The sequence below is a fragment of the Pseudomonas sp. CCNWLW23 genome (genome assembly GCF_037095675.1).
Classification (GTDB): domain Bacteria; phylum Pseudomonadota; class Gammaproteobacteria; order Pseudomonadales; family Pseudomonadaceae; genus Aquipseudomonas; species Aquipseudomonas atacamensis.
Window position 1 is genome coordinate 109,761 of record NZ_JBAWKM010000010.1, and the last position, 22,220, is coordinate 131,980.

The window sequence follows — 22,220 nt, forward strand, 5'->3', positions numbered from 1 at the left end:
CGGCGTTGCGCTATTTGAGCACGCTGATCACAAACCTTGCGGGTTTTGGATTGAAGGCGTTATGCCCTGTCCCGTTGGGGTTCGCGTCGAGGAATTTGCTCATGCCATCGCTTACCTGACGATACAGCGGCTTATCTTTCGGCTCGCTGTTCAATTCGATATAAGCCGGGCCGGATGCGATATTGCTCAAAGAAGCCTTGGCCACGCCGTAGGTACTGATTGAATAGAGTTGTGCCGGAGCGCTGGTGCTGACCAGCAAATTATGTGTCTTGTCTTCGATGAATAATCGCGCACCGTCAAACACGCCCGGATGTATCACTTGAATTGCGTAACAGTTACCTTCAGGAACAAACCTCAACAGCAACGGAGCATCGTCCTCATTGTCAGCCAGGGTGATAAGGGCGGATGTCCGCGAGTCGGCCAACCCCACTTCAGCATCGAGTTTTTCGCCTTGAGTTATGCGCTTGTGGCGCAGGGTCTGTTGCAGGCGTTGCTGATTAAGAACTACCGGAAGACCGTCCAGATAAAGATTGGCGCTGAAGCTTTCATTGTTTACTTTTGCCAAAGACATAGAACTACCCATTGGTAAACACTCTGCTGCCATGTTCAAGACAGCGACAGAAAAGTTGAAAAAGGAAAAGGATCAGATAGCGACTGTGGCTGTTGCCGACATTCGCAGAACATCGCCATCCGGAATGTTTTCGGTTTTTCGTTTCCGCCGGGCCATTACCATGCGATCCGCATAAATCGCTGCCGCCTCAATGACGTGGCCAGCGTTATGATCAGTACCGGCATGCTTCAAGATATACTTGCCAGCAATATCGTCCCAGAATGCCCGTTCATCTTCATATAAAGTCATGATTTATCCTTGTTATTTTCAAGTTGCTCGCATCCTGCGAGCAACTTGAAATTAAGACAAAGACAAAAGCGAAACAATACTGGCAGGCAGCGCGAGTTGATTCAAAGTGAAACTAGGCGAACAGTTCGCCCTGCAGTTCGTCGAGTAATGCCTGGATCGCATCCAGCCGTTGCTGTGGGTCGTCGAGTTGCAGCAGATCGATCTTGTCCTCTTCGGCAAAAGGCAACAGATAGGCAAGCTGATTGGCCAACGACTGTTGCCCGGCGGCTTCGGTGCCCATGTTCAACGCCTCGACCATCGGGTGTTCGGCCAGCGCCTTGAGCAGCGCGACCAGGTCGGCGTCCTCGTCCTGCAACGGTTGCTCGGGCTCATCGTCCAGCCATTCGACGTCAGCGACAATCAACTGATCGCGCTGCACTTCGGTGCGCAACACCGTGAAGCGCCGTCCGCCTTGCACGCGAATGCCGAGCAAGCCGTTGTCCTGTTGCTCGAAATCGGTGATCCGCGCCTCGCAACCGACCATTGCGAAACCTTCTGGTGCCACACCGACTTCGCTGCCCTCAAGGATGCACACCACACCGAAACCGACGCCCTGCTTCATGCAGCGGCCGATCATGTCGAGGTAGCGCGCCTCGAAGATCTGCAGATCGAGGTTGCAGCCGGGGAACAGCACCGTGTTCAGCGGGAAAAGCGGCAGACTCATAGACATATCCTTACACCACCATCGACACCGCCAACGGCAGGAACACCGCCGTGGCCACGCCCATCAGACTCATTGCCAGCGCGGCGAACGCGCCGCACTCGTCGTTTTCCTGCATCGCCACCGCCGTGCCGACCGCATGCGCGGTCATGCCCAGCGCCATGCCGCGCGCTTCGGGGCTGTGCACGCCGAGGCGGGTCAGCAGCGCCGGGCCGAAGATCGCGCCAATCACCCCGGTGATCAGCACGAACACCGCGGCCAGCGCCGCCACGCCGCCGATCTGCTCGGCGACCAGCATGGCGATCGGCGAGGTCACCGATTTCGGCGCCATGGTCATCAGGATCATGTGATCGGCACCGAACCACCAGCCCAGCGCCACACCCATGCCCGTTGCGACCACCCCGCCTATCACCAGCGTAGTAAAAATCGGCCAGAACAATTGGCGGATGCGCCGCAGATTCAAATACAGCGGCACCGCCAGCGCCACCGTGGCCGGCCCGAGCAGAATGCTGAGGATCTCGGTGCTCTTGCGGTACTCCGCGTAAGTCAGGCCGCAGCCGACCAGCACACCGATCACCAACAACATGGAGACCAGCACCGGTTGCAGAAAGATCCAGCGGGTTTTCTCGAACGCCGCCAGCACCAGTTGATAGGCGCCGAGGGTGATGCCGATGCCGAACAGCGGATGATGAATCACCGACGCCCACGCGCCTTGCCAGTCAAACAGCATCAGGACTCCTCCGCCGGCGGCGCGTGACGTTTGACCAGCCGCTGCATGAGCACGCCGGCAAAGGCCATCGACAGGATCAGCGAGATCACCAGCGCGCCGACAATCGCCCAGAAATCCGCAGCAATCGCCGTGGCATACACCATCACGCCCACCGCCGGCGGCACCAGCAGCAACGGCAGATAACGCAGCAGACTGCCCGCTGCCTGATTCAGCGGCTCGCCGACTTCACCGCGAATGATCAGGAACACCAGCAACAGCAGCAGCCCGATGATCGGCCCCGGCAATATCGGCAACAGCAAATGATTGAGCGCGGTGCCAAGCAATTGGAACAGCACCAGCAGGGTCAGGCCACGTAACAACATCCGACATCTCCGTCTTACATTTTCAGCCAGCAGGGGCTCGGCATTATAAGCATGCCGGCGCTATGGACCGGCATTCGCCAAAAGCATGGTCGGTTGACCTGAGCAAATCGCCATGATGATCTACAGTGGTTCGCAGGCCGGTCAAATCCGCCCCCTGAAAAACTATAAAACCGATGAACCCAAGGAGAGTCTCAATGCCCTATGTTCCCGTTGCAGAGCTCAAAGATTATGTCGGCAAGGAACTTGGACGTTCCGAATGGCTCACCATCGATCAGGAGCGCATCAACCTGTTCGCCGAAGCCACCGGTGATTTTCAGTTCATTCACGTCGATCCGGTCAAGGCTGCGCAAACGCCGTTTGGCAGCACGATTGCCCATGGTTTCCTGTCGCTGTCGCTGATGCCGAAACTGATGGAAGACATCCTCGTGCTGCCCGAAGGCGTGAAGATGGTCGTCAACTATGGCCTGGACAGCGTGCGTTTCATCCAGCCGGTCAAGGTCAACTCGAAAGTCCGACTGAAGGTCGACATGGTCGAAGTCACCGAGAAAAAACCCGGCCAGTGGTTGCTCAAGGCTACCGCGACACTGGAGATAGAAGGCTCGGACAAACCGGCCTACATCGCCGAGCCGCTGTCACTCTGCTTCGTCTGATCATCCCGGATGCGAAGCAGCGCACGCTGTTTCGCGTCACGTCTGTATATATGCGACGCATAGCTGCGGCATACTCGGTCGCCTAATTGCCCGGATCCCGCTATGCGCTCAATCGCTCGACTTGCACCCCTTGCCCTGACCCTGATGCTCACCGCTTGCGGCGACGGCGAATCGCTGTTGCCGCCGGATGCGCGCCTGCCCGATGGCGGTCGCTATCGCGGTGAACTGGTCGACGGCTTGCTGCAAGGTCAGGGCCGCGTCGACTACCCCAACGGCAGCTGGTACGCCGGGGAGTTCGACAAGGGCCAGTGGCACGGGCAAGGCGAATGGCATGGCAGCAACGGTGAGGTCTATCGCGGCCAGTTTCAGCAAGGTCTGTTCGATGGTCAGGGCAGCCTGAGCACCAACGCCAGCAGTTACACCGGTGGCTTCAAGCAGGGCCGGCGCGATGGCGAAGGCACGCTGAAAGAAAACGGCATGACCTATCGCGGCGAGTTCAAGGCTGACCAGTATTCCGGCCTCGGCCGTCTGGAAATGGACGACGGCAGCTCCTATCAAGGCCAGTTCGCCCACGGCAAACCCAACGGCGAAGGCCAGCGCGGCGATGCCAGCGGCAATTCGTTCAGCGGGCATTTCGTCAACGGCCAACTGGAAGGCAACGGCACTTACAACAGCGCCGACGGCGATATCTACGTCGGCGGTTTCAAGAACAATCAACTGCACGGCAAGGGCCGCTACGAGAACGCCGACGGCGACGTCTGGCTCGGCCAGTTCAAGGAAGGCGCGCTGACCGGCAAGGGCGAATTGATCGGCGCGGATGGCAGCCATTACATCGGTGTGTTCAATGACTGGCGCTTCACCGGTCAGGGCCGTTTGAACCTGGCCGATGGCAGCTTCTACATCGGCGGCTTCGACAACGACAGCTATTCAGGACGCGGCACGCTGGTGCTGACCGATGGCAGCGTGCTCAGCGGCACCTGGATCAATGGCCAGCGCGTGCGCGACGCCGACGGCAAATTGCTCCCCGACACCCTCGAGCTCGGTTTGCTCGCCCAGGGTCGGTTGCTGGACGACGCACTGGCGGCGATTCCCGCTTCGACTCCGGCAGTCGAGTTGTACACCCTGACCCTCGGCGGCGACGGCAAGCAAAGCGTGTTCCTGCGTGAATCAGACTATGTCGCCAACATGCTCAATACGCGCTTCGGCGCCTTCGGCCAGATTCGTCTGGTCAATCATCGCGATCATCTCGGCGACCGGCCGATGGCCACCCGGGAAAACCTGCGCCGCGCCGCGCAAGCCCTTGCCGAACGCAGCGGGCCGGAAGATCTGCTGTTCATTTATCTGACCAGCCACGGCACCGCCGAGCACGAACTGGTGCTCGATCAGCCGCGCATGGAACTGGCCGATCTGCCCGCCGATGAGCTCGCCGCCGTGCTCGCGCCGCTGAAGCATCGGGACAAGGTCATCGTGATTTCTTCGTGCTATTCCGGCGGTTTCATCCCGGCGCTGAAGGACGAACGCACGCTGATCATGACCGCCTCGCGCGCCGATCGGGTGTCGTTCGGTTGCTCGGAAGAAGCCAACTTCACCTATTTCGGCGACGCGCTGTTCGCCCAGGCGCTGAACCAGACCGACGACCTTGAGCAGGCATTCAAACTGGCCAAGGCCACCGTTGCCGAACGCGAGCTGGCCGACGGCTTCGAAGCCTCGGAGCCGCAGATCTGGGCGCCGAAAACCGTGCTGTCGCACTGGCAGCTGCTGCGAAAACAGCAGGCGCGCAAAGCGTTGCAAAGCAGCGCATTGAACGACGCGGCGAAAAAAGGCAACTAAGCTGAACAGTATCAAGGGAGAGACACTATGTACTTGACGCCTCAGCACGTATTGCTTGCCGGAGCCACCGGACTGACCGGTGAACATCTGCTCGACCGTTTGCTCAACGAGCCAACCATTACCCGTGTCCTCGCCCCTTCACGTCGGCCGCTGGCCGAGCATCCGCATCTGGAAAACCCGGTCGGCGACCCGCAGGCGTTTCTGCCGCAGCTCAGTGGCCGGGTCGATATCGCCTACTGCTGCCTCGGTACCACGATCAAACAGGCCGGCTCCGAAGAAGCCTTTCGCGCAGTGGATCTGGACATGGTCGTGGCGTTCGCCAAGCGCGCCCGGGAGATGGGCGCACGGCACCTGATCGTGATCAGCGCAATCGGCGCCGATCCGAACTCCTCGGTGTTCTACAACCGGGTCAAGGGTGAAATGGAACAGGCCCTGCGCGCGCAGAATTGGCCGCAGCTGACCATTTGCCGACCTTCGCTGTTACTCGGCGAACGCACCGAACCGCGTCTGGTCGAGCAACTGGCCGGGCCGTTGTCGAAGCTGATTCCGGGCAAATACCACGGCATCGAAGCGTGCCAGTTGGCGCGAGCGATGTGGCGCCTGGCGCTGGAAGAACAGGATGGGGTGCGGGTGATCGAGTCGGATGAACTGAGGAAGTTAGGCAAATAACTCCGGGACTTTGTGGTGAGGGGATTTATCCCCGTTCGGCTGCGCAGCAGTCGTCGCTTTTATATTTTTTGGGGGGGCGCTTCGCACCCCAGCGGGGATAAATCCCCTCGCCACAGAGGTTGTGCGCCCCCCTACAATCCACCAGTCGCTTGAAAACCTACGCCAATCACCGTCAGCAACGACAACGGCAACAACAGCGTATCGAGCAACGCGCTGGCAGGCAGGTCCACTCCCGGATAGCTCGGCGCCTCGGCACCGAACCGGTCCATGGCGCAGCAGCCGCCGTTCAACGCATACAAATCCAGGCGCGTCCCGGCGTACACCACCGGTGCGCCGGGTTTGGCCGCATCCAGCGTGCGCACGGTAACGCATCCAGCCAATTGCAGCGCCAGCACGAGCACCAGCAGCTTATTCATCGCTGCTCAGGTGATGCTCGCCCCAACGCGGCAGCATGTCCTGCGGGATGCCGAGCAGGTTGAGAATCCGCGCCACAACGAAGTCGATCAGATCATCGATGGTCTGCGGCTGGTGATAGAAGCCCGGCGAGGCCGGCAGAATCGTCACGCCCAGATTCGACAGCTTGAGCATGTGCTCCAGATGAATGCTCGAGTACGGCGCCTCACGCGGCACCAGAATCAACTGACGGCGCTCTTTCAGGGTGACGTCCGCCGCGCGTTCGATCAGGTTGTTGCAGGCGCCGGTGGCAATCGCCGACAGCGTGCCGGTCGAACACGGCACCACCACCATGGCTGCCGGCGCGCCGGAGCCGGAGGCCACCGGCGACATCCAGTCTTCCTTGCCATACACGCGAATCTGCCCGGCAGCGGCGCCGGTGTATTCGGTCAGAAAGGCCTGCATCATCTGCGGCTTGTTCGGCAGGGACACGTCGGTCTCGGTGGCCATTACCAGTTGCGCAGCCTTGGAGATCAGGAAGTGCACTTCGCGATCCTCGCGCACCAGGCAATCGAGCAGGCGCAAACCGTACTGCGCGCCCGAGGCGCCGGTCATCGCCAGGGTGATGCGTTCGGGGCCGCCGGCCTGGGAAAAAGCGTTCATTGCAGTGCCTCGGCAAGCTTGCCGTGCAGGCCGCCGAAGCCGCCGTTGCTCATGATCACCACGTGAGTACCGGGCTGCGCCTGGCTCTTCACGCGTTCGATGATGCCTTCCAGGGAATCGCTGACGATTGACGGCACGGTGCACAGGGCAGCGGTCGCGCCAAGGTCCCAACCGAGGTTGGCCGGGGCATACCAGATCACCTGATCGGCATCGACCACGCTGTCCGGCAGACCGTCACGGTGGGCGCCGAGCTTCATCGAATTGGAGCGCGGCTCGATGATCGCAATCAGCGGCGCGTCGCCGATGCGTTTGCGCAGGCCGTCGAGGGTGGTAGCGATGGCGGTCGGGTGATGAGCGAAGTCGTCGTAAATGGTGATGCCGCGCACCTCGGCGACTTTCTCCATACGCCGTTTGACGTTCTTGAACGCGCTCAACCCGGCGATGCCCATGGACGGCACCACGCCAACGTGACGCGCTGCGGCCAGAGCAGCCAAGGCGTTGGCAACGTTGTGTTGACCGGTCAACTCCCACTCGACTGTGCCCTGGGACACGCCTTCGAACATTACTTCGAACGCCGAGCCGTCCTCGCTCAGTAGTTTGACCTGCCACTGACCGCCGGCGCCGGTGGTTTGCACCGGGGTCCAGCAACCCATCTCGATCACGCGCTGCAACGCTGGCTCGGTGGTCGGGTGGATGACCAGACCTTCGCTCGGAATGGTGCGCACCAAGTGGTGGAACTGACGTTCGATGGCCGGCAGATCAGGGAAGATGTCGGCGTGATCGAATTCAAGGTTGTTAAGGATGGCTGTGCGTGGACGGTAGTGGACGAATTTGGAGCGCTTGTCGAAGAAGGCGCTGTCGTATTCGTCAGCCTCGATCACAAAGAACGGCGTGCCGCCCAGGCGCGCCGACACCGAGAAATTCTGCGGCACGCCGCCGATGAGGAAACCCGGGCTCATGCCGGCATGCTCCAGCACCCAGGCGAGCATGCTGCTGGTGGTGGTCTTGCCGTGGGTACCGGCCACGGCCAGCACCCAGCGCCCTTGCAGCACGTGATCGGCCAGCCACTGCGGCCCCGAGACGTACGGCAGGCCTTTGTTCAGCACATATTCCACCGCCGGGTTGCCACGGGACATGGCATTACCGATCACCACCAGATCCGGCGCCGGATCGAGCTGTGCCGGGTCATAACCCTGCGTCAGCTGAATGCCCTGGGCCTCGAGCTGCGTGCTCATCGGCGGATAGACGTTGGCGTCGGAGCCGGTGACGTGATGGCCCAGCTCTTTGGCCAACACCGCCATCGAGCCCATGAAAGTCCCGCAGATACCCAGAATATGAATGTGCATAGTCGACCTCGTAAAACATGGCCGCAGGTTAGCGTAGGGAGGGGGAAATGGCACTCTTTAGCTGAGGGGCGGGCCTGTTCGACCTGATCGTTCCCACGCTCTGCATGGGAATGCAGCACGGGACGTTCTGCGTCCCAAAGCGGACGCGGAGCGTCCGGGGAGGCGTTACCACGCGGAGCGTGGGAACGATCAGGTCGGTCAGGCAGAGCGGGCGATGCCGTGCTTGCGAAGCTTTCTGTACAGCGTATTGCGGCTGACGCCCAGCTGTTCAGCGGTATGGGTCATATGCCAGCGCGTCTGCTCCAGCGCACTGAGCAAGGCCAGTCGTTCGGCATCTTCCAATGGCTGCGCCGCCACAACCACCGGCCGCGCCTGCCGAATCATCACCGGCAAATCCTCAACGCCGACCCGGCCGCCATCACACAACGCCGCCAGCGTACGCAGGACATTGCGCAACTGCCGCACATTGCCCGGCCAGTTGAATGCCAACAACGCCTGCCGCGCCGGTTCGTCGATCAGGATGGTTTCGCCTCCAGCCTCCTCGGCCAGGAGAAAATCCAGCAACTGCGATTTATCACTGCGCTCGCGCAACGCCGGCAACGCCACTTCCAGCCCGTTCAAGCGGTAATACAGATCCTCGCGAAAGCTGCCGTCCTCGACCCGCTCGAGCAAATTGCGGTGCGTCGCACTGATGATGCGCACGTCCACCGCTTGCGGCTCGCCGCCAATCGGCACCACTTGCCGATCTTCCAGCACACGCAGCAAGCGCGTCTGCAACGCCAAGGGCATGTCGCCGATTTCGTCGAGGAACAAAGTGCCGCCATCGGCCTGTTGCAGCTTGCCGCGCATGCCGTCCTTGCGTGCGCCGGTGAAGCTGCCGCCGCGATAGCCGAACAGTTCGCTCTCGATCAGGCTTTCCGGAATGGCCGCGCAATTGAGTGCGACGAAGGCATTGCCGCAGCGCTGGCTGGCCTGGTGCACAGCCTTGGCGAACGCCTCTTTGCCCGAGCCGGTTTCGCCGTTGATCAACAGCGGCACGTCGCGCTCGAACACGCGCAGGGCTTTGCGAAATTCCGCCTGCAACGCTTCATCGCCGAGGCAGATGCCGGACAGGCGTGGCGCTGGAGTAGCGATTGGCGCTGGAACAATGGCTGTCGGCTTGCGCGATTCGCCGCGCAACACGGCAAACAGATGCCGTCCATCACGGGTGCGCAGCGGCCAACTGGCGCTGGCGTTGGCACTCGCGCGACCAAGCAGGTCATCCAGCGAACAATCGAAAAACGCTTCCACCGGTTTACCGAGCAAACCACCGCGAATATGCCCGAGCAGGTTCAACGCGCTCTGGTTGACCGCACTGATCCGCCCTTCGCCGTCAAACGCCAGCAGCCCTTCACTGAACAGGCCGACGGACTCGGCCTGCAGATGAAAACGCAGCAACCATTGATTATCGAAACAGCGCAGGAAGTAGCAGCTCTCGATCATCTTCGCCGACAGGTTGACCAGCGCCATGGTGTGGAACTGGCTCTGCCGCGAGACGTCCGGCCGCGCCGAAGACACATCGAGTACCGCCAGCAATTCACCATGGGGATCGAACACCGGGCTCGCCGAACAGGTCAGCCCGGTGTGGCGGCCGCGAAAATGCTCGTCCTGGTGAATGGTCAGCGCCTGACGCTCGATCAGGCAGGTGCCGATGCCGTTGGTGCCTTCGCAGGCTTCGCTCCAGTCAGCACCGAGCCAGAGCCCGGCACGCTCGAAAATCTTCCGTTCGGCCGGCGCGGTGACGCAATTGAGGATCACACCGCGCGCGTCAGTCAGCAGCACCGCATGGCCGGCGCCGGAGAGTTGCTGATGCAGGCTGCTCATCTCGGTGCCGGCGATTTGCAGCACCTGTTGCAGACGTTCGCGACTTTCCAGCACTCGGCCATGCTCGAGCACGGTCGGCGCCATGGTCACAGAAGGATCGAGGTGATAGTCCTCAAGGCAACGCAGCCACGAACGGGCGATCGATGGATCGGCGCCGGGGCCGTGCAGGTGCGGTTTGCCCTGGGTGACGGTGAGAACCTGGCGGGCATGGCGACTCAAATGGTTGTCGTGCATTTCTTATTGTTCTCCCCGGGGCGCGATGGCCCAAAGCATGAGGTGACGCCCAGCATCCTCCAGCGGCTCCGGCATTGCAATGCTGGCAAGACCGCCCGGTCACGGGCTGTGTCGCAAGCGGTACAAATTGTCACCCGAGCTGTACCGAAACCGTCACGGCGCCACTCCATTCGTCCGAGACAAACCGGCCAAGCCCTTGATTTGCCTGACCCGCACGGCAGTGGCCCGAGCCTTGCTCTACGCTTATAGCAAGCGCACTTGCGCGTTTCTCTAATAAGTACAAAGCCAAGGAGAACATCATCATGCGTTACGCCCACCCCGGTACTGACGGCGCCAAAGTCTCGTTCAAGAGTAAGTACGGCAACTACATCGGGGGCGAGTTCGTCGCGCCGGTCAAAGGTCAGTACTTCACCAATACCTCGCCAGTCAATGGCCAGCCAATTGCCGAATTCCCCCGCTCCACCGCCGAAGACATCGACAAGGCGCTGGACGCTGCCCACGCCGCCGCCGATGCGTGGGGCGCCACTTCGGTGCAGGCGCGCTCACTGATCCTGCTGAAAATTGCCGACCGCATCGAAGAAAACCTCGAACTGCTGGCGATCACCGAAACCTGGGACAACGGCAAAGCCATCCGCGAAACCCTCAACGCCGACATCCCCCTGGCAGCTGACCATTTCCGTTATTTCGCCGGTTGCCTGCGCGCTCAGGAAGGCAGCGCTGCGGAAATCGACGGCAATACCGTGGCTTACCACATTCACGAACCGTTGGGCGTGGTCGGCCAGATCATTCCGTGGAACTTCCCGCTGCTGATGGCTGCGTGGAAACTCGCGCCAGCGCTGGCCGCCGGTAACTGCGTGGTGCTCAAGCCTGCCGAGCAAACCCCGCTGGGCATTTGCGTGCTGATGGAGCTGATCGGCGACCTGCTGCCGCCGGGCGTGCTCAACGTCGTGCAAGGCTTCGGCAAAGAAGCTGGCGAGGCGCTGGCGACCAGCAAGCGCATCGCCAAAATTGCCTTCACCGGCTCGACCCCGGTCGGCTCGCACATCATGAAATGCGCGGCGGAAAACATCATCCCATCCACCGTGGAACTGGGCGGCAAGTCGCCGAACATCTTCTTCGAAGACATCATGCAGGCGGAGCCGAGCTTCATCGAGAAAGCCGCTGAAGGTCTGGTGCTGGCATTCTTCAACCAGGGCGAAGTGTGCACCTGCCCTTCCCGCGCACTGGTGCAGGAATCGATCTACGACGAATTCATGCAGGCCGTGATGAAGAAAGTCAGCCAGATCAAACGTGGCGACCCGCTGGACACCGACACCATGGTCGGCGCCCAGGCATCGGAACAGCAATTCGACAAGATCCTCTCGTACCTGGAAATCGCCAAGGGCGAAGGCGCGGAACTGCTGACCGGCGGCAAGGTGGAAAAACTCGAGGGCAGCCTGGCCACCGGTTATTACATCCAGCCGACCCTGCTCAAGGGCACCAACAAGATGCGCGTGTTCCAGGAAGAAATCTTCGGCCCGGTGGTGAGCATCACCACCTTCAAGGACGAAGCCGAAGCCTTGGCGATTGCCAACGACACCGAGTTCGGCCTCGGCGCCGGCCTGTGGACCCGCGACATCAACCGCGCCTACCGCATGGGCCGGGCGATCAAGGCCGGTCGCGTGTGGACCAACTGCTACCACCTGTATCCGGCGCATGCCGCATTCGGCGGTTACAAGAAGTCCGGCGTCGGGCGTGAAACCCACAAAATGATGCTCGACCATTATCAGCAGACCAAGAACCTGCTGGTGAGCTACGACATCAATCCGTTGGGATTCTTCTGATCCTGCGATGCTGATCGTTCCCACGCAGAGCGTGGGAACGATCAGGTTCCTGGCTGTAGCCGGGCCAATAAAACAATAAAAATGGTGAACCCTATGCCAAGCGAATCCCCGGCCGGCGCTCCGGCGACCGGCTCCTCCGTCGACTTCGAAAAAGTCGGCACCGATTATTTCCAACAACGCGAACTGAAAAAAGGCGCCGCCGGCTGGGTCCTGCTGGTGGGCCTCGGCGTCGCTTATGTGATTTCCGGCGACTACGCCGGCTGGAATTTCGGCCTCGCCCAAGGTGGCTGGGGCGGCATGTTTCTCGCCACGCTGCTGATGGCGACCATGTACCTGTGCATGTGCTTTTCCCTGGCCGAACTGTCGTCGATGATTCCCACCGCCGGCGGCGGCTACGGTTTCGCCCGCAGTGCTTTCGGACCGTGGGGCGGGTTTCTCACCGGCACCGCGATCCTCATCGAGTACGCCATCGCCCCCGCTGCCATCGCGGTGTTCATCGGCGCCTACTGCGAGTCGCTGTTCGGTATTGGCGGCTGGATGATCTACCTGGCGTTCTACATCATCTTCATCGCCATCCATATTTTCGGGGTCGGCGAAGCGCTCAAGCTGATGTTCATCATTACCGCCGTCGCCGCGCTGGCGCTGGGTGTGTTTCTGGTGGCGATGGTGCCGCACTTCGACGTCGCCAATCTGCTCGACATCCCGGTGACCACTGCGGTCGGCGCCAGTCCGTTTCTGCCGTTCGGCTACGTCGGCGTGTGGGCGGCGATTCCCTATGCGATCTGGTTTTTCCTTGCCGTTGAAGGCGTGCCATTGGCCGCAGAAGAAACCAAAAACCCCAAGCGCGATCTGCCGCGTGGCCTGATCGGGGCAATGCTGGTGCTGCTGATGTTCGCCCTGCTGATTCTGATCGTCGGCCCCGGCGGCGCTGGTGCGAATTCGCTGCTGACGTCGGGTAACCCGCTGGTCGAAGCACTGAGCAAGGCCTACGGTGGCTCGACGTGGATGGGCAGCTTCGTCAATCTCGTCGGCCTGGCGGGGCTGATCGCCAGTTTCTTCTCGATCATCTACGCCTACTCGCGGCAGATCTTCGCGCTGTCGCGGGCCGGTTATCTGCCGCGCAAACTGTCGCAGACCAACAAAAGCAAGGCGCCGGTGCTGGCCCTGGTGATTCCCGGCATCATCGGCTTTGGTCTGTCGCTGACCGGTCAGGGCGACTTGCTGATTCTGGTCGCGGTATTCGGCGCAACCATTTCCTACGTGTTGATGATGGCCGCGCACATCACCCTGCGTATCCGGCGCCCCAAAATGGACCGGCCGTACCGCACGCCGGGTGGCATTTTCACCTCGGGTGTGGCGCTGGTATTGGCGTGCATCGCCGTGGTGGCGGGCTTCCTCGTCGATCCACGGGTGGTGATCGGCGCAGCGATCATCTATGGAGTGTTAATTGCTTACTTTGCTTTCTACAGTCGGCATCACTTGGTAGCAGGCACGCCGGAAGAAGAATTCGCGGCGATTCAAAAAGCTGAACAAGCCTTGCACTGATTGTCGAAAACCACGGCGCAGACGCATTCTGCGCCGTCACGGAGAACGCTGAATGGCCAGTTTTGCTCACACGGTCGGCGCGCAGACTTACCGCTTCGACAGCCTCAAAGACGTCATGGCCAAGGCCAGCCCCGCCCGCTCGGGGGATTTTCTCGCCGAGATCGCCGCGCTCAACGACGGCGAACGGGTGGCCGCGCAAATGGCCCTGGCGGACATCCCGCTCGCCCACTTCCTGCAAGAAGCGCTGATTCCCTACGAAGCCGATGAAGTCACTCGGCTGATCATCGACACCCACGACAAGCAAGCCTTCGCCGTGGTCAGCCACCTCACCGTTGGCGGCTTTCGCGACTGGCTGCTCAGTGATGCGGCGGACGAAACCAGCCTGCGCGCCCTCGCCGCCGGTTTGACCCCGGAAATGGTCGCCGCCGTGTCGAAGATCATGCGCGTGCAGGATCTGGTGCTGGTCGCGCAGAAAATCCGCGTGGTCACCCAATTTCGCGGCACCCTCGGTTTACGCGGGCGCCTGTCGACCCGCCTGCAACCCAACCACCCGACCGACGAGCCGTCCGGCATCGCCGCGAGCATTCTCGACGGCCTGCTCTACGGCAACGGCGATGCGATGATCGGGGTCAACCCGGCCACCGACAGCATCGCTTCGATCTGCGCGATGCTGGAGATGCTCGACGCGATCATCCAGCGCTACGACATCCCGACCCAAGCCTGCGTGCTGACCCACGTCACCACCTCGATCGAGGCGATCAACCGTGGCGTGCCGCTGGATCTGGTGTTCCAGTCGATTGCCGGCACTGAGGCTGCCAATGCCAGTTTCGGTATCAATCTGAATGTCTTGCAGGAAGGCTACGACGCCGGGCTCAGTCTCAAGCGCGGCACACTCGGGCAGAACATGATGTATTTCGAAACCGGTCAGGGCAGCGCGCTGTCGGCCAACGCCCACCACGGCGTCGATCAACAGACCTGCGAGACAAGGGCCTACGCCGTGGCGCGACATTTCAAGCCGTTCCTGGTGAACACCGTCGTAGGATTTATCGGCCCGGAGTACCTGTACAACGGCAAGCAGATCATCCGCGCCGGCCTTGAAGATCACTTCTGCGGCAAGCTGCTCGGTGTGCCGATGGGCTGCGACATCTGCTACACCAACCACGCCGAAGCCGATCAGGACGACATGGACACCCTGCTGACGTTGCTCGGCGTCGCCGGGATCAACTTCATCATGGGCATCCCCGGCTCCGACGACATCATGCTCAATTACCAGACCACTTCGTTTCACGACGCTTTGTACGCCCGCCAGACCCTGGGCCTGAAACCGGCGCCGGAGTTCGAGCAATGGCTGGCCAACATGGGCATCTTCACCCAGGCGGACGGCAAGGTTCGCTTCGGCAACAATCTGCCGCCGGCCTTCCGCCAGGCCTTGGCGCACTTGGGATGAGTCTTATGGAAAAACCTCCGGTCGATCCGCAAAACCCATGGCTGGAACTGCGCCGCCTGACCCCGGCACGCATTGCCCTGGGCCGCACCGGCACCAGTCTGCCGACGCGGGCGCAGCTGGATTTTCAGTTTGCCCACGCCCAGGCCCGCGATGCCGTGCACCTGGCCTTCGATCACAGCGAAATCAGCGCACAACTGAGCGAGCGCGGGCGGGAAACCCTGGCACTGCAAAGCGCCGCGCCGGACCGACACACCTATCTGCAACGCCCGGACCTGGGGCGCAAGCTCAGCGATGAATCGGCGCAGACCTTGCGCGACTACGCCAGCCAACATCCGGGCGGGGTCGATCTGGTGATGGTCGTCGCTGATGGCCTGTCGGCACTGGCGGTGCATCGCCACACCCTGCCGTTCGTGACACGCCTGGAAGAACAGATGAGCGGCGACGGCTGGTCCGTGGCGCCGGTGGTGCTGGTCGAGCAGGGTCGCGTCGCCATCGGTGACGAGATCGGCCAACTGCTCGGGGCGAAAATGGTGGTGATGCTGATCGGCGAGCGCCCGGGCCTGAGTTCACCGGACAGCCTCGGGCTGTATTTCACCTACGCGCCGAAGGTCGGCCTCACCGACGCCTATCGCAATTGCATTTCCAATGTTCGGCTTGAAGGTTTGAGCTACGGCATGGCGGCGCATCGCTTGCTGTATCTGATGCGCGAGGCGTGTCGGCGCCAGCTGTCGGGGGTCAACCTGAAGGATGAAGCTCAGCTGCACACATTGGAGGCGGACGACGCTGTCGACATGAAAGGCAACTTCCTGCTCGATCCACCGCCAGCCTGAACCGTTTCCGCATTGCCTTTCTGCGCTGCTTTCAGGCAGGATCGACGCACGGCCGCCCGGGTTTCCCATCGCCGTCAGAGCAGTTGAAGACAGCCACTTGAAGACGAGACCTATCATGCGGATTATTCAAGCGACCCTCGAACATCTGGATTTGCTGACTCCTTTGTTCGTCAAATATCGCGAGTTCTACGGCTCCCTGCCTTACCCGGATTCCTCCCGCGCGTTCCTCGAAAAACGCCTGCGCCGCAAAGAGTCGGTGATCTATCTGGCCCTGGCCGACGATGACGACAAGAAACTCATGGGCTTCTGCCAGCTCTATCCGAGCTTTTCGTCGCTGTCGCTCAAACGCGTGTGGATTCTCAACGATATCTACGTTGCCGAAGATGCGCGCCGGCAACTGGTCGCCGACAACCTGATCCGCACTGCGAAGAAAATGGCCAAGGAAACCCAGGCCGTGCGCATGCGCGTATCGACCAGCGCAAACAACGAAGTGGCGCAGAAAACCTACGAATCAATCGGCTTCAAGGAAGACACCGAGTTCAAGAACTACGTACTGCCAATCAGCGACGAGCTCTGACTCCAACGGCTTCGGTGATGAGGGAGTTCGCTCCCTCGCCACGGCCGCCCCTTCCCTGACAATTGCTCACTTCGCGACACTCCCCGCTACAAAACCGGCGCGCTTTTCAGCGGTCAGACCGTATAATCCCGATCTTTCCGGCTTGTAAGAAAAACTACACCCCGCTGTAGGCTTACACGAAGTCATCCGCACAGGCCTGCCGAGTCGGGCCGTCATACAGGTGCCCCCATGGATTTCAACCCGCTCGACCTTATCCTGCATCTCGATGTGTATCTCGATTTGCTGGTGAACAACTATGGGCCATGGATCTACGCCATCCTGTTTCTGGTGATCTTCTGTGAAACCGGTCTGGTGGTGATGCCGTTCCTGCCGGGTGACTCGCTGCTGTTCATCGCTGGCGCAGTGGCGGCCGGCGGTGGCATGGATCCGGTGCTGCTCGGCGGCCTGCTGATGCTGGCGGCGATCATGGGCGACAGTACCAACTACGTGATCGGACGCACGGCCGGGGAGAAGCTGTTCAGCAACCCGAACTCGAAAATCTTCCGTCGCGACTACCTGCAAAAAACCCACGACTTCTACGACAAGCACGGCGGCAAGACCGTGACCATGGCGCGTTTCCTGCCGATCATCCGCACCTTCGCGCCGTTCGTCGCGGGCGTGGCGCGGATGCCGTACCCGCGTTTCTTCGGCTTCAGCGTGCTCGGCACCATTCTCTGGGTCGGCGGTCTGGTCACTCTGGGTTACTTCTTCGGCAACGTGCCGTTCATCAAGAAAAACCTCTCGTTACTGGTGGTGGCAATCATCCTGCTGTCGCTGGTGCCGATGATCATCGGCGTGGTGCGCAGCCGGTTCGGCGGCACCAAAGTGCAATCGCACTGAACCGATGTGGTCACTGAGCGCCTGGCGACGCCGGCGCCTCCTGGCCAGGCACCCGATTGCCGACGACCTGTGGCAACGGGTGCGCCATCAACTCTCCTTCCTCGATGGCATCAGCGCTGCTGAAGACCAGTGGTTGCGCGAGGCCTGCGTGCTGTTTCTCGACGACAAACACCTGACCGCCCTGCCCGGTGTCGAACTGCATCAGGAACAACGCCTGCTGCTCGCCGCGCAAGCACAGTTGCCGCTGCTGCATCTCGGTGATCTGAACTGGTACCAGGGTTTCCACGAGATCGTGCTGTACCCGGATGACTTTCTCAGCCCGCAACGTCATCGCGATGCCAGCGGCGTCGAGCATGAGTGGGACGGCGAACACAGCGGCGAAGCCTGGCAACAGGGGCCGGTGATTCTCGCCTGGCCCGGCGTACAGGCCAGCGGTGGCTGGGAAGGCTACAACCTGGTGATCCACGAACTGGCGCACAAGCTCGATATGCTCAACGGCGACGCCAACGGCCTGCCGCCACTGCACACCGACATGCGCGTCAGCGACTGGGCTGAAGTGATGCAGGCCGCCTACGACGACCTCAACCGCCAGCTCGACCACGATCCCGACGCCGAAACCGCCATCGATCCCTACGCCGCCGAGAACCCGGCCGAGTTCTTCGCCGTCACCAGCGAATACTTCTTCAGCGCCCCGGATCTGCTCCACGAGGCTTATCCACAGGTCTACTTGCAACTGCAGCTTTTCTACCGGCAGGATCCGTTGGGCAGACTGCGGCAACTTCAGGCCACAGACCCGGTCTATCAGGCGCACGACTAAGCTCTGCACGACTTCTGGTACGTGGCGTCGACGTAGGAATGTGCCTATAATCGCCGCCACTTTTTGGTCAATCCGGCCAAGTGTTTTTGGTCAACTACGGGGGCAACGCCCAATGAGCTACAGCAAGATTCCGGCTGGCAAAGACCTGCCGAACGACATCTACGTCGCGATCGAGATCCCGGCCAACCACGCGCCGATCAAATACGAAATCGACAAAGACAGCGATTGCCTGTTCGTTGACCGTTTCATGGCCACCCCAATGTTCTACCCGGCCAACTACGGTTACATCCCGAACACCCTGGCTGACGACGGTGATCCCCTCGACGTGCTGGTCGTGACCCCTTACCCGGTAGCGCCAGGCTCGGTAATCCGCGCCCGTCCGGTCGGCATCCTGAACATGACCGACGACGGCGGCGGCGATGCCAAAGTCATCGCCGTGCCACACGACAAACTGTCGCAGCTGTACGTCGATGTGAAGGAATACACCGACCTGCCACCCCTGCTGATCCAGCAGATCGAGCACTTCTTCGCGAACTACAAGGATCTCGAGAAGGGCAAGTGGGTCAAGATCGAAGGCTGGGCCGGCGCAGACGCCGCCCGCGAAGCGATCACCAAGTCGGTTGCCGCCTACAAGGGCTAAGCAATTGCGCTTTGCGTGACGCTTGAAAAAAACCCCGGATTTCCGGGGTTTTTTGTTATTGGCGTCTGCATAATCGACTCGGTTGTTCAGGTCGATGTAACTCGAAATACACCTTGGTCGGCCCCCTCTCCCTCCGGGAGAGGGTTGGGGTGAGGGGCTCTTGAAAAAGCCCGACTAAACAAATCGTTTAAATTCCTACATGCAGTTTTAATCTGTTTAATTTCCCACAAGTACGTCTTACATCCCGTCGCAAAATACAGGCTTTTTTTGAACGCCCGGTTTATTCAAACCGCTATAGTCCGGCCGTAGACTCCGTGTTTATGAGAAAGAACACTAGCGGTCCACGATTCAAGGCACTCCTGGAAGCAGCGAACATCAGCACCACGGATTTCGCAAGGTTCTGGGGCACGGAAGCCCAAAACGTTCATAACTGGTACACCCGGGGCGTCCCGGCGTATCGCATGGAAGAAGTCTCACGCCTGTTGTCGGTCAATAGTGAATGGCTGAAAACCGGGGAAGGCGTCAAGGAGGTCGCGCGCCTGCACCCACCCGCCAGCAACGGCGACACATTCGATGCCCAGTCCATCTGCGGCGTCTACACCGTCATCAACCCCAGCGACATTGACTTGGCATTTTTCAAGGAAACCCCGATCGCCAACGGCGACGGCAAAACCCACGTCATCCTCGACCCCGACCAATCCCTGCGCCTGCCCCGCGCCCACCTCGATCAACTCGACATCCAGCACGCCAACGCCATCTGCGCGCACATGATCGGCAACAGCATGGCCGATCGCATCGAAGACGGCTCCATCGTCGCCATCGACCGCGGTCTGACCCAGGTCGTCGACGGCGAAATCTACGCCGTAGAGCACGACGGCATGCTGCGCATCAAATACCTGCACCGCATGCCCGGCAACGGCTTGCGCATGCGCAGCCACAACAGCGCCGAATACCCCGACGAGGTCTTCCGGCCGGCGCAGATCGAAGAGCAGCGGATTCACATTCTTGGCTGGGTGTTCTGGTGGTCGACACTGGGCAAGCGCCGGCCGGTGGTGCCGTTTCTATGACAGTTCATTCGAACCTGTGGTAGCGGGCTTGCCCGCGAATAGGCCCTGACAACCGGTACAAATCCCGAGTTTGTAGCGCTTCAGTCGCTCTAAACCGCACTCGAGGCTGGGAATCCAGAGCAAAACTCAGTATCCTGCGCCCCACATTCGCGCATCGACCCGCCCAGCGGCTCGGATGACGCCCGACGCGGCAGACCAACGTCTGACCAAGTCCCACAGCCGGACGCAGATCCGGATGTACGTTTTGAAGGCTGGCGCGGTTTACCAAAAATAAACCAAGCCAGTCCCCGAGAAGCCGGCCACAAGCCGGCTTTTTAATGCCTGCAAAAAGGCTACGCCTCTCGCTTGGAAGGAATCGAACAAGCTGGGCACCACTGTTCCGAAACGCTTCACAAGGAAGTTAAAACGTGCGATTCGCCCCTCGTTTCACACTGCTTGGACCGGTCATCCTGATCGCTGCGATGAGTTTTTATCTCTCAGGCTGCGTCGGTGCCATCGTGGCTTTGCCTGAGAAAACCACACTCAGAACTGACGAGTACAAAGCTCTAAGTGCTCGTTCGCTCACGCCAGCGATTACCCGAACCGCGCAATCAGCGCCTACCCGTGAATGGTGTGGCATCACGGTTTGGGCGTTGATCATTCCTGTTCCGCTGAAATTGCCCGTGTGTACGTCGTATTCCGAGCAGTCCTTTGGCAGTGACGAGTCCGGCAATGAAATTGTTTTGCTCTATTCAAAACAAACGGTGCCGTCGCCGTTCTACGCCTGCGGGCCGTTCATGATGCTGGGCCCGATTGTGCATGGTTATCAGGGCAACGCGCTTTGCGGCGTTTTTCCTGATTAGCCGGATTCACGGATAACTGAACGACTTCACCAACGTCAGCTCCCCCGCCGTCCGCATCGGCACTACAAACGTCTCCATCTTCTCGCTCGGCGTGCCTTCTTCTGTGATGACCGTCACCTGCGCCGTGGTCAGCGCCTGCACCGCTTCATCCCCACCTTCGTCATCTCCGCGATATCCGCCGCCGTAATAATTCACATAGACCAGATACTGCCCTTTGATCGGCGCGGGCATGGCGGCGATTTCCGGGCCGTAGCCAGTGGTGACGTCGACGTCGAGGGCGGCGCCGTTGGGTGCGACGCGGTTGCCGTACCAGATGTGGGCGCCGTCGGGGGTGACGAGATGCAGGTCGAGGTCGGTGCCGTCACTGTCCCAGGCCAGCAGGACGCGCAGTTTGGCCGGGGTGGCGCCGCCACGGGCGTTGAGGAATTGGGTGCGGTGGCGTTGCTGGCCGTCGGCGCTGCGCACTTCGACGCTGTTGCTGCCGTTGGGGAAGGAGAACGGGCGATCGAAGCCGCCGGCGGGGTCGATTTTCAGCGGCATGCTGACGCCGTTGACGATCAGGCGGCCGGGTTCGTTGTTCTTCGGCACGGCTTTGATCTGGCCGCTGATTCTGGCGGTATTGGCCTGGCCAAGCGGTGTGTTGACCGACGAGGCCGGGTAGTTGACGGTCTGGCGAAAGCTCTCGCCCTCGCCTTGCGGAGCGCCGCTGCGCCAGCCGCCCACCGGGGTGTCGAGTTTGACGCCATCGGCGGCGAACGCTTGCGGCAGTACGTTGAGGGCACAGAGCAGCAGCAAGACCTGTGGATAACGGAGTGTCATGGTCTATTCCAGCAAAAGGTGACGGGCGAGCCCTTCGATGTAGGTTTCATCCTGGCCGTTGGGGTGTGCTTCGAAGGCCAGGTGCAGATATTCGTGGGTCAGATCGAGGCGATCCTGCAGGGTCAGTACGCCGCGCACGTAAATGCGCTGGCGTTCGCGGTCGACGAAGGGTCGGCCGAAGGCGAGTTTGCATACGGCGAAAGTGCTGACTTCGTTGTAGCCGGTTTCGCTTTCAAGCCTCGGACGCCAGCCGCGTCGCTGCTTTTGCAGCCAGTCTTGCGCGGCGGGCAATGCTTCGCAGGAAGCGACCGGGTTGTCCCAACGGCTGAGGCTGGCGCGTGGATAGGCGTGCAGCAGAATCGCGTCGAAACGTTGGCCGGCGTTCGCTTGCTCGACGGCTTGCTGCCAGGCGAGTTTGTCCGGGCCGGGCTGGTCGGAGTGATAGGTGACGGTGCTGCCGGCCAGTACCAGGTCCGCCGTCCACGCCGCGATGTTGCGTGACTCGGCCGAGGCTGGACGCGGGGCGACGCGCTGGCGATTGCTGCTGTCGTCGATGCTCAGGCAGTCGCCGTTGCGCGTGGCGTTTTGCAGCAGATAAGTGCGGATCGCTACGGCCAGCGCCTTAGCGGCTTCGG

24 protein-coding genes are annotated in these 22,220 nt (G+C 61.0%); 13 read left to right on the plus strand and 11 right to left on the minus strand.

Features of this window, described 5'->3' with window-relative positions; translation table 11 throughout:
- Window positions 1-10 precede the first annotated feature (10 nt).
- The 5 genes from V8J63_RS14800 to V8J63_RS14820 all read right to left on the minus strand — a co-directional run bounded on the left by V8J63_RS14800 (window position 11) and on the right by V8J63_RS14820 (window position 2,651).
- Window positions 11-571: a hypothetical protein gene (locus tag V8J63_RS14800; RefSeq protein WP_125925932.1), complete on the minus strand. Its 561-nt coding sequence runs from the start codon at window positions 569-571 to the stop codon at window positions 11-13.
- A gap of 72 nt (window positions 572-643) precedes the next feature.
- On the minus strand, window positions 644-859 hold the full coding sequence (locus tag V8J63_RS14805; protein ID WP_024014458.1) for a hypothetical protein: 216 nt from the start codon (window positions 857-859) through the stop codon (window positions 644-646).
- Window positions 860-971: 112 nt separating this feature from the next.
- Window positions 972-1,562 (minus strand): LON peptidase substrate-binding domain-containing protein, encoded by a 591-nt coding sequence (locus tag V8J63_RS14810; protein ID WP_125925931.1) that lies wholly within the window; start codon window positions 1,560-1,562, stop codon window positions 972-974.
- Window positions 1,563-1,572: 10 nt separating this feature from the next.
- Window positions 1,573-2,289, minus strand: coding sequence for an LrgB family protein (locus tag V8J63_RS14815; RefSeq protein WP_016773013.1), 717 nt, complete (start codon window positions 2,287-2,289; stop codon window positions 1,573-1,575).
- Window positions 2,289-2,651, minus strand: a complete 363-nt coding sequence (locus tag V8J63_RS14820; protein ID WP_130888561.1) for a CidA/LrgA family protein — start codon at window positions 2,649-2,651, stop codon at window positions 2,289-2,291. The genes V8J63_RS14815 and V8J63_RS14820 overlap by 1 nt, the downstream gene beginning before the upstream one ends.
- 194 nt (window positions 2,652-2,845) lie before the next feature.
- On the opposite strand from V8J63_RS14820, the gene V8J63_RS14825 reads away from it, so the two are divergent.
- From V8J63_RS14825 to V8J63_RS14835, 3 genes are all read left to right on the plus strand, one after another.
- Window positions 2,846-3,301, plus strand: coding sequence for a MaoC family dehydratase (locus tag V8J63_RS14825; RefSeq protein WP_016773011.1), 456 nt, complete (start codon window positions 2,846-2,848; stop codon window positions 3,299-3,301).
- Window positions 3,302-3,403: 102 nt separating this feature from the next.
- A complete protein-coding gene (locus tag V8J63_RS14830) occupies window positions 3,404-5,131 on the plus strand; it encodes a C13 family peptidase (RefSeq protein ID WP_071173707.1) in 1,728 nt (575 codons plus the stop codon).
- A gap of 27 nt (window positions 5,132-5,158) precedes the next feature.
- Window positions 5,159-5,800, plus strand: coding sequence for an oxidoreductase (locus V8J63_RS14835; RefSeq protein ID WP_016773010.1), 642 nt, complete (start codon window positions 5,159-5,161; stop codon window positions 5,798-5,800).
- Between the two features lie 131 nt (window positions 5,801-5,931).
- Here V8J63_RS14835 and V8J63_RS14840 read toward each other — a convergent pair whose 3' ends face one another.
- From V8J63_RS14840 to V8J63_RS14855, 4 genes are all read right to left on the minus strand, one after another.
- Window positions 5,932-6,216 carry a YceK/YidQ family lipoprotein gene (locus V8J63_RS14840; RefSeq protein ID WP_336464242.1) on the minus strand — a complete coding sequence of 95 codons (285 nt, stop codon included), beginning with the start codon at window positions 6,214-6,216 and terminating at the stop codon, window positions 5,932-5,934.
- Complete coding sequence (gene ubiX / locus V8J63_RS14845; RefSeq protein WP_016773008.1) at window positions 6,209-6,856, minus strand: flavin prenyltransferase UbiX; 648 nt, start codon at window positions 6,854-6,856, stop codon at window positions 6,209-6,211. The genes V8J63_RS14840 and ubiX overlap by 8 nt, the downstream gene beginning before the upstream one ends.
- Complete coding sequence (gene mpl / locus V8J63_RS14850) at window positions 6,853-8,202, minus strand: UDP-N-acetylmuramate:L-alanyl-gamma-D-glutamyl-meso-diaminopimelate ligase (RefSeq protein WP_016773007.1); 1,350 nt, start codon at window positions 8,200-8,202, stop codon at window positions 6,853-6,855. The genes ubiX and mpl overlap by 4 nt, the downstream gene beginning before the upstream one ends.
- 198 nt (window positions 8,203-8,400) lie before the next feature.
- On the minus strand, window positions 8,401-10,299 hold the full coding sequence (locus tag V8J63_RS14855; RefSeq protein ID WP_336464243.1) for a sigma-54-dependent Fis family transcriptional regulator: 1,899 nt from the start codon (window positions 10,297-10,299) through the stop codon (window positions 8,401-8,403).
- A gap of 302 nt (window positions 10,300-10,601) precedes the next feature.
- Between V8J63_RS14855 and exaC the strand changes: the two genes are divergently transcribed.
- The 10 genes from exaC to V8J63_RS14905 all read left to right on the plus strand — a co-directional run bounded on the left by exaC (window position 10,602) and on the right by V8J63_RS14905 (window position 20,766).
- Entirely contained in the window at window positions 10,602-12,122 is a 1,521-nt protein-coding gene (exaC, locus tag V8J63_RS14860) for an acetaldehyde dehydrogenase ExaC (protein ID WP_024014465.1), read from the plus strand.
- 93 nt (window positions 12,123-12,215) lie between these two features.
- The gene (gene eat / locus V8J63_RS14865) at window positions 12,216-13,667 is read left to right on the plus strand and encodes an ethanolamine permease (RefSeq protein ID WP_024014466.1); all 1,452 of its coding nucleotides are present in this window, start codon (window positions 12,216-12,218) and stop codon (window positions 13,665-13,667) included.
- A 52-nt stretch (window positions 13,668-13,719) separates the two neighbouring features.
- Window positions 13,720-15,114 (plus strand): ethanolamine ammonia-lyase subunit EutB, encoded by a 1,395-nt coding sequence (locus V8J63_RS14870; RefSeq protein WP_336464244.1) that lies wholly within the window; start codon window positions 13,720-13,722, stop codon window positions 15,112-15,114.
- 5 nt (window positions 15,115-15,119) lie between these two features.
- On the plus strand, window positions 15,120-15,944 hold the full coding sequence (gene eutC / locus V8J63_RS14875) for an ethanolamine ammonia-lyase subunit EutC (protein ID WP_110602924.1): 825 nt from the start codon (window positions 15,120-15,122) through the stop codon (window positions 15,942-15,944).
- Between the two features lie 115 nt (window positions 15,945-16,059).
- Window positions 16,060-16,521, plus strand: a complete 462-nt coding sequence (locus tag V8J63_RS14880; RefSeq protein WP_016773002.1) for a GNAT family N-acetyltransferase — start codon at window positions 16,060-16,062, stop codon at window positions 16,519-16,521.
- A 228-nt stretch (window positions 16,522-16,749) separates the two neighbouring features.
- Window positions 16,750-17,400, plus strand: coding sequence for a DedA family protein (locus tag V8J63_RS14885; RefSeq protein WP_016773001.1), 651 nt, complete (start codon window positions 16,750-16,752; stop codon window positions 17,398-17,400).
- A gap of 4 nt (window positions 17,401-17,404) precedes the next feature.
- Window positions 17,405-18,217, plus strand: a complete 813-nt coding sequence (locus tag V8J63_RS14890; RefSeq protein WP_016773000.1) for a zinc-dependent peptidase — start codon at window positions 17,405-17,407, stop codon at window positions 18,215-18,217.
- 112 nt (window positions 18,218-18,329) lie between these two features.
- Window positions 18,330-18,857, plus strand: a complete 528-nt coding sequence (ppa, locus tag V8J63_RS14895) for an inorganic diphosphatase (protein ID WP_003205933.1) — start codon at window positions 18,330-18,332, stop codon at window positions 18,855-18,857.
- Between the two features lie 320 nt (window positions 18,858-19,177).
- Window positions 19,178-19,924 (plus strand): S24 family peptidase, encoded by a 747-nt coding sequence (locus V8J63_RS14900; RefSeq protein WP_073475694.1) that lies wholly within the window; start codon window positions 19,178-19,180, stop codon window positions 19,922-19,924.
- Between the two features lie 407 nt (window positions 19,925-20,331).
- Window positions 20,332-20,766, plus strand: coding sequence for a hypothetical protein (locus tag V8J63_RS14905; protein ID WP_225914394.1), 435 nt, complete (start codon window positions 20,332-20,334; stop codon window positions 20,764-20,766).
- Between the two features lie 6 nt (window positions 20,767-20,772).
- Here V8J63_RS14905 and V8J63_RS14910 read toward each other — a convergent pair whose 3' ends face one another.
- A complete protein-coding gene (locus tag V8J63_RS14910) occupies window positions 20,773-21,585 on the minus strand; it encodes a YfaP family protein (RefSeq protein ID WP_336464245.1) in 813 nt (270 codons plus the stop codon).
- A gap of 3 nt (window positions 21,586-21,588) precedes the next feature.
- A partial coding sequence (locus V8J63_RS14915; protein ID WP_336464246.1) for a DUF2300 domain-containing protein occupies window positions 21,589-22,220 on the minus strand: 632 nt, incomplete at its 5' end.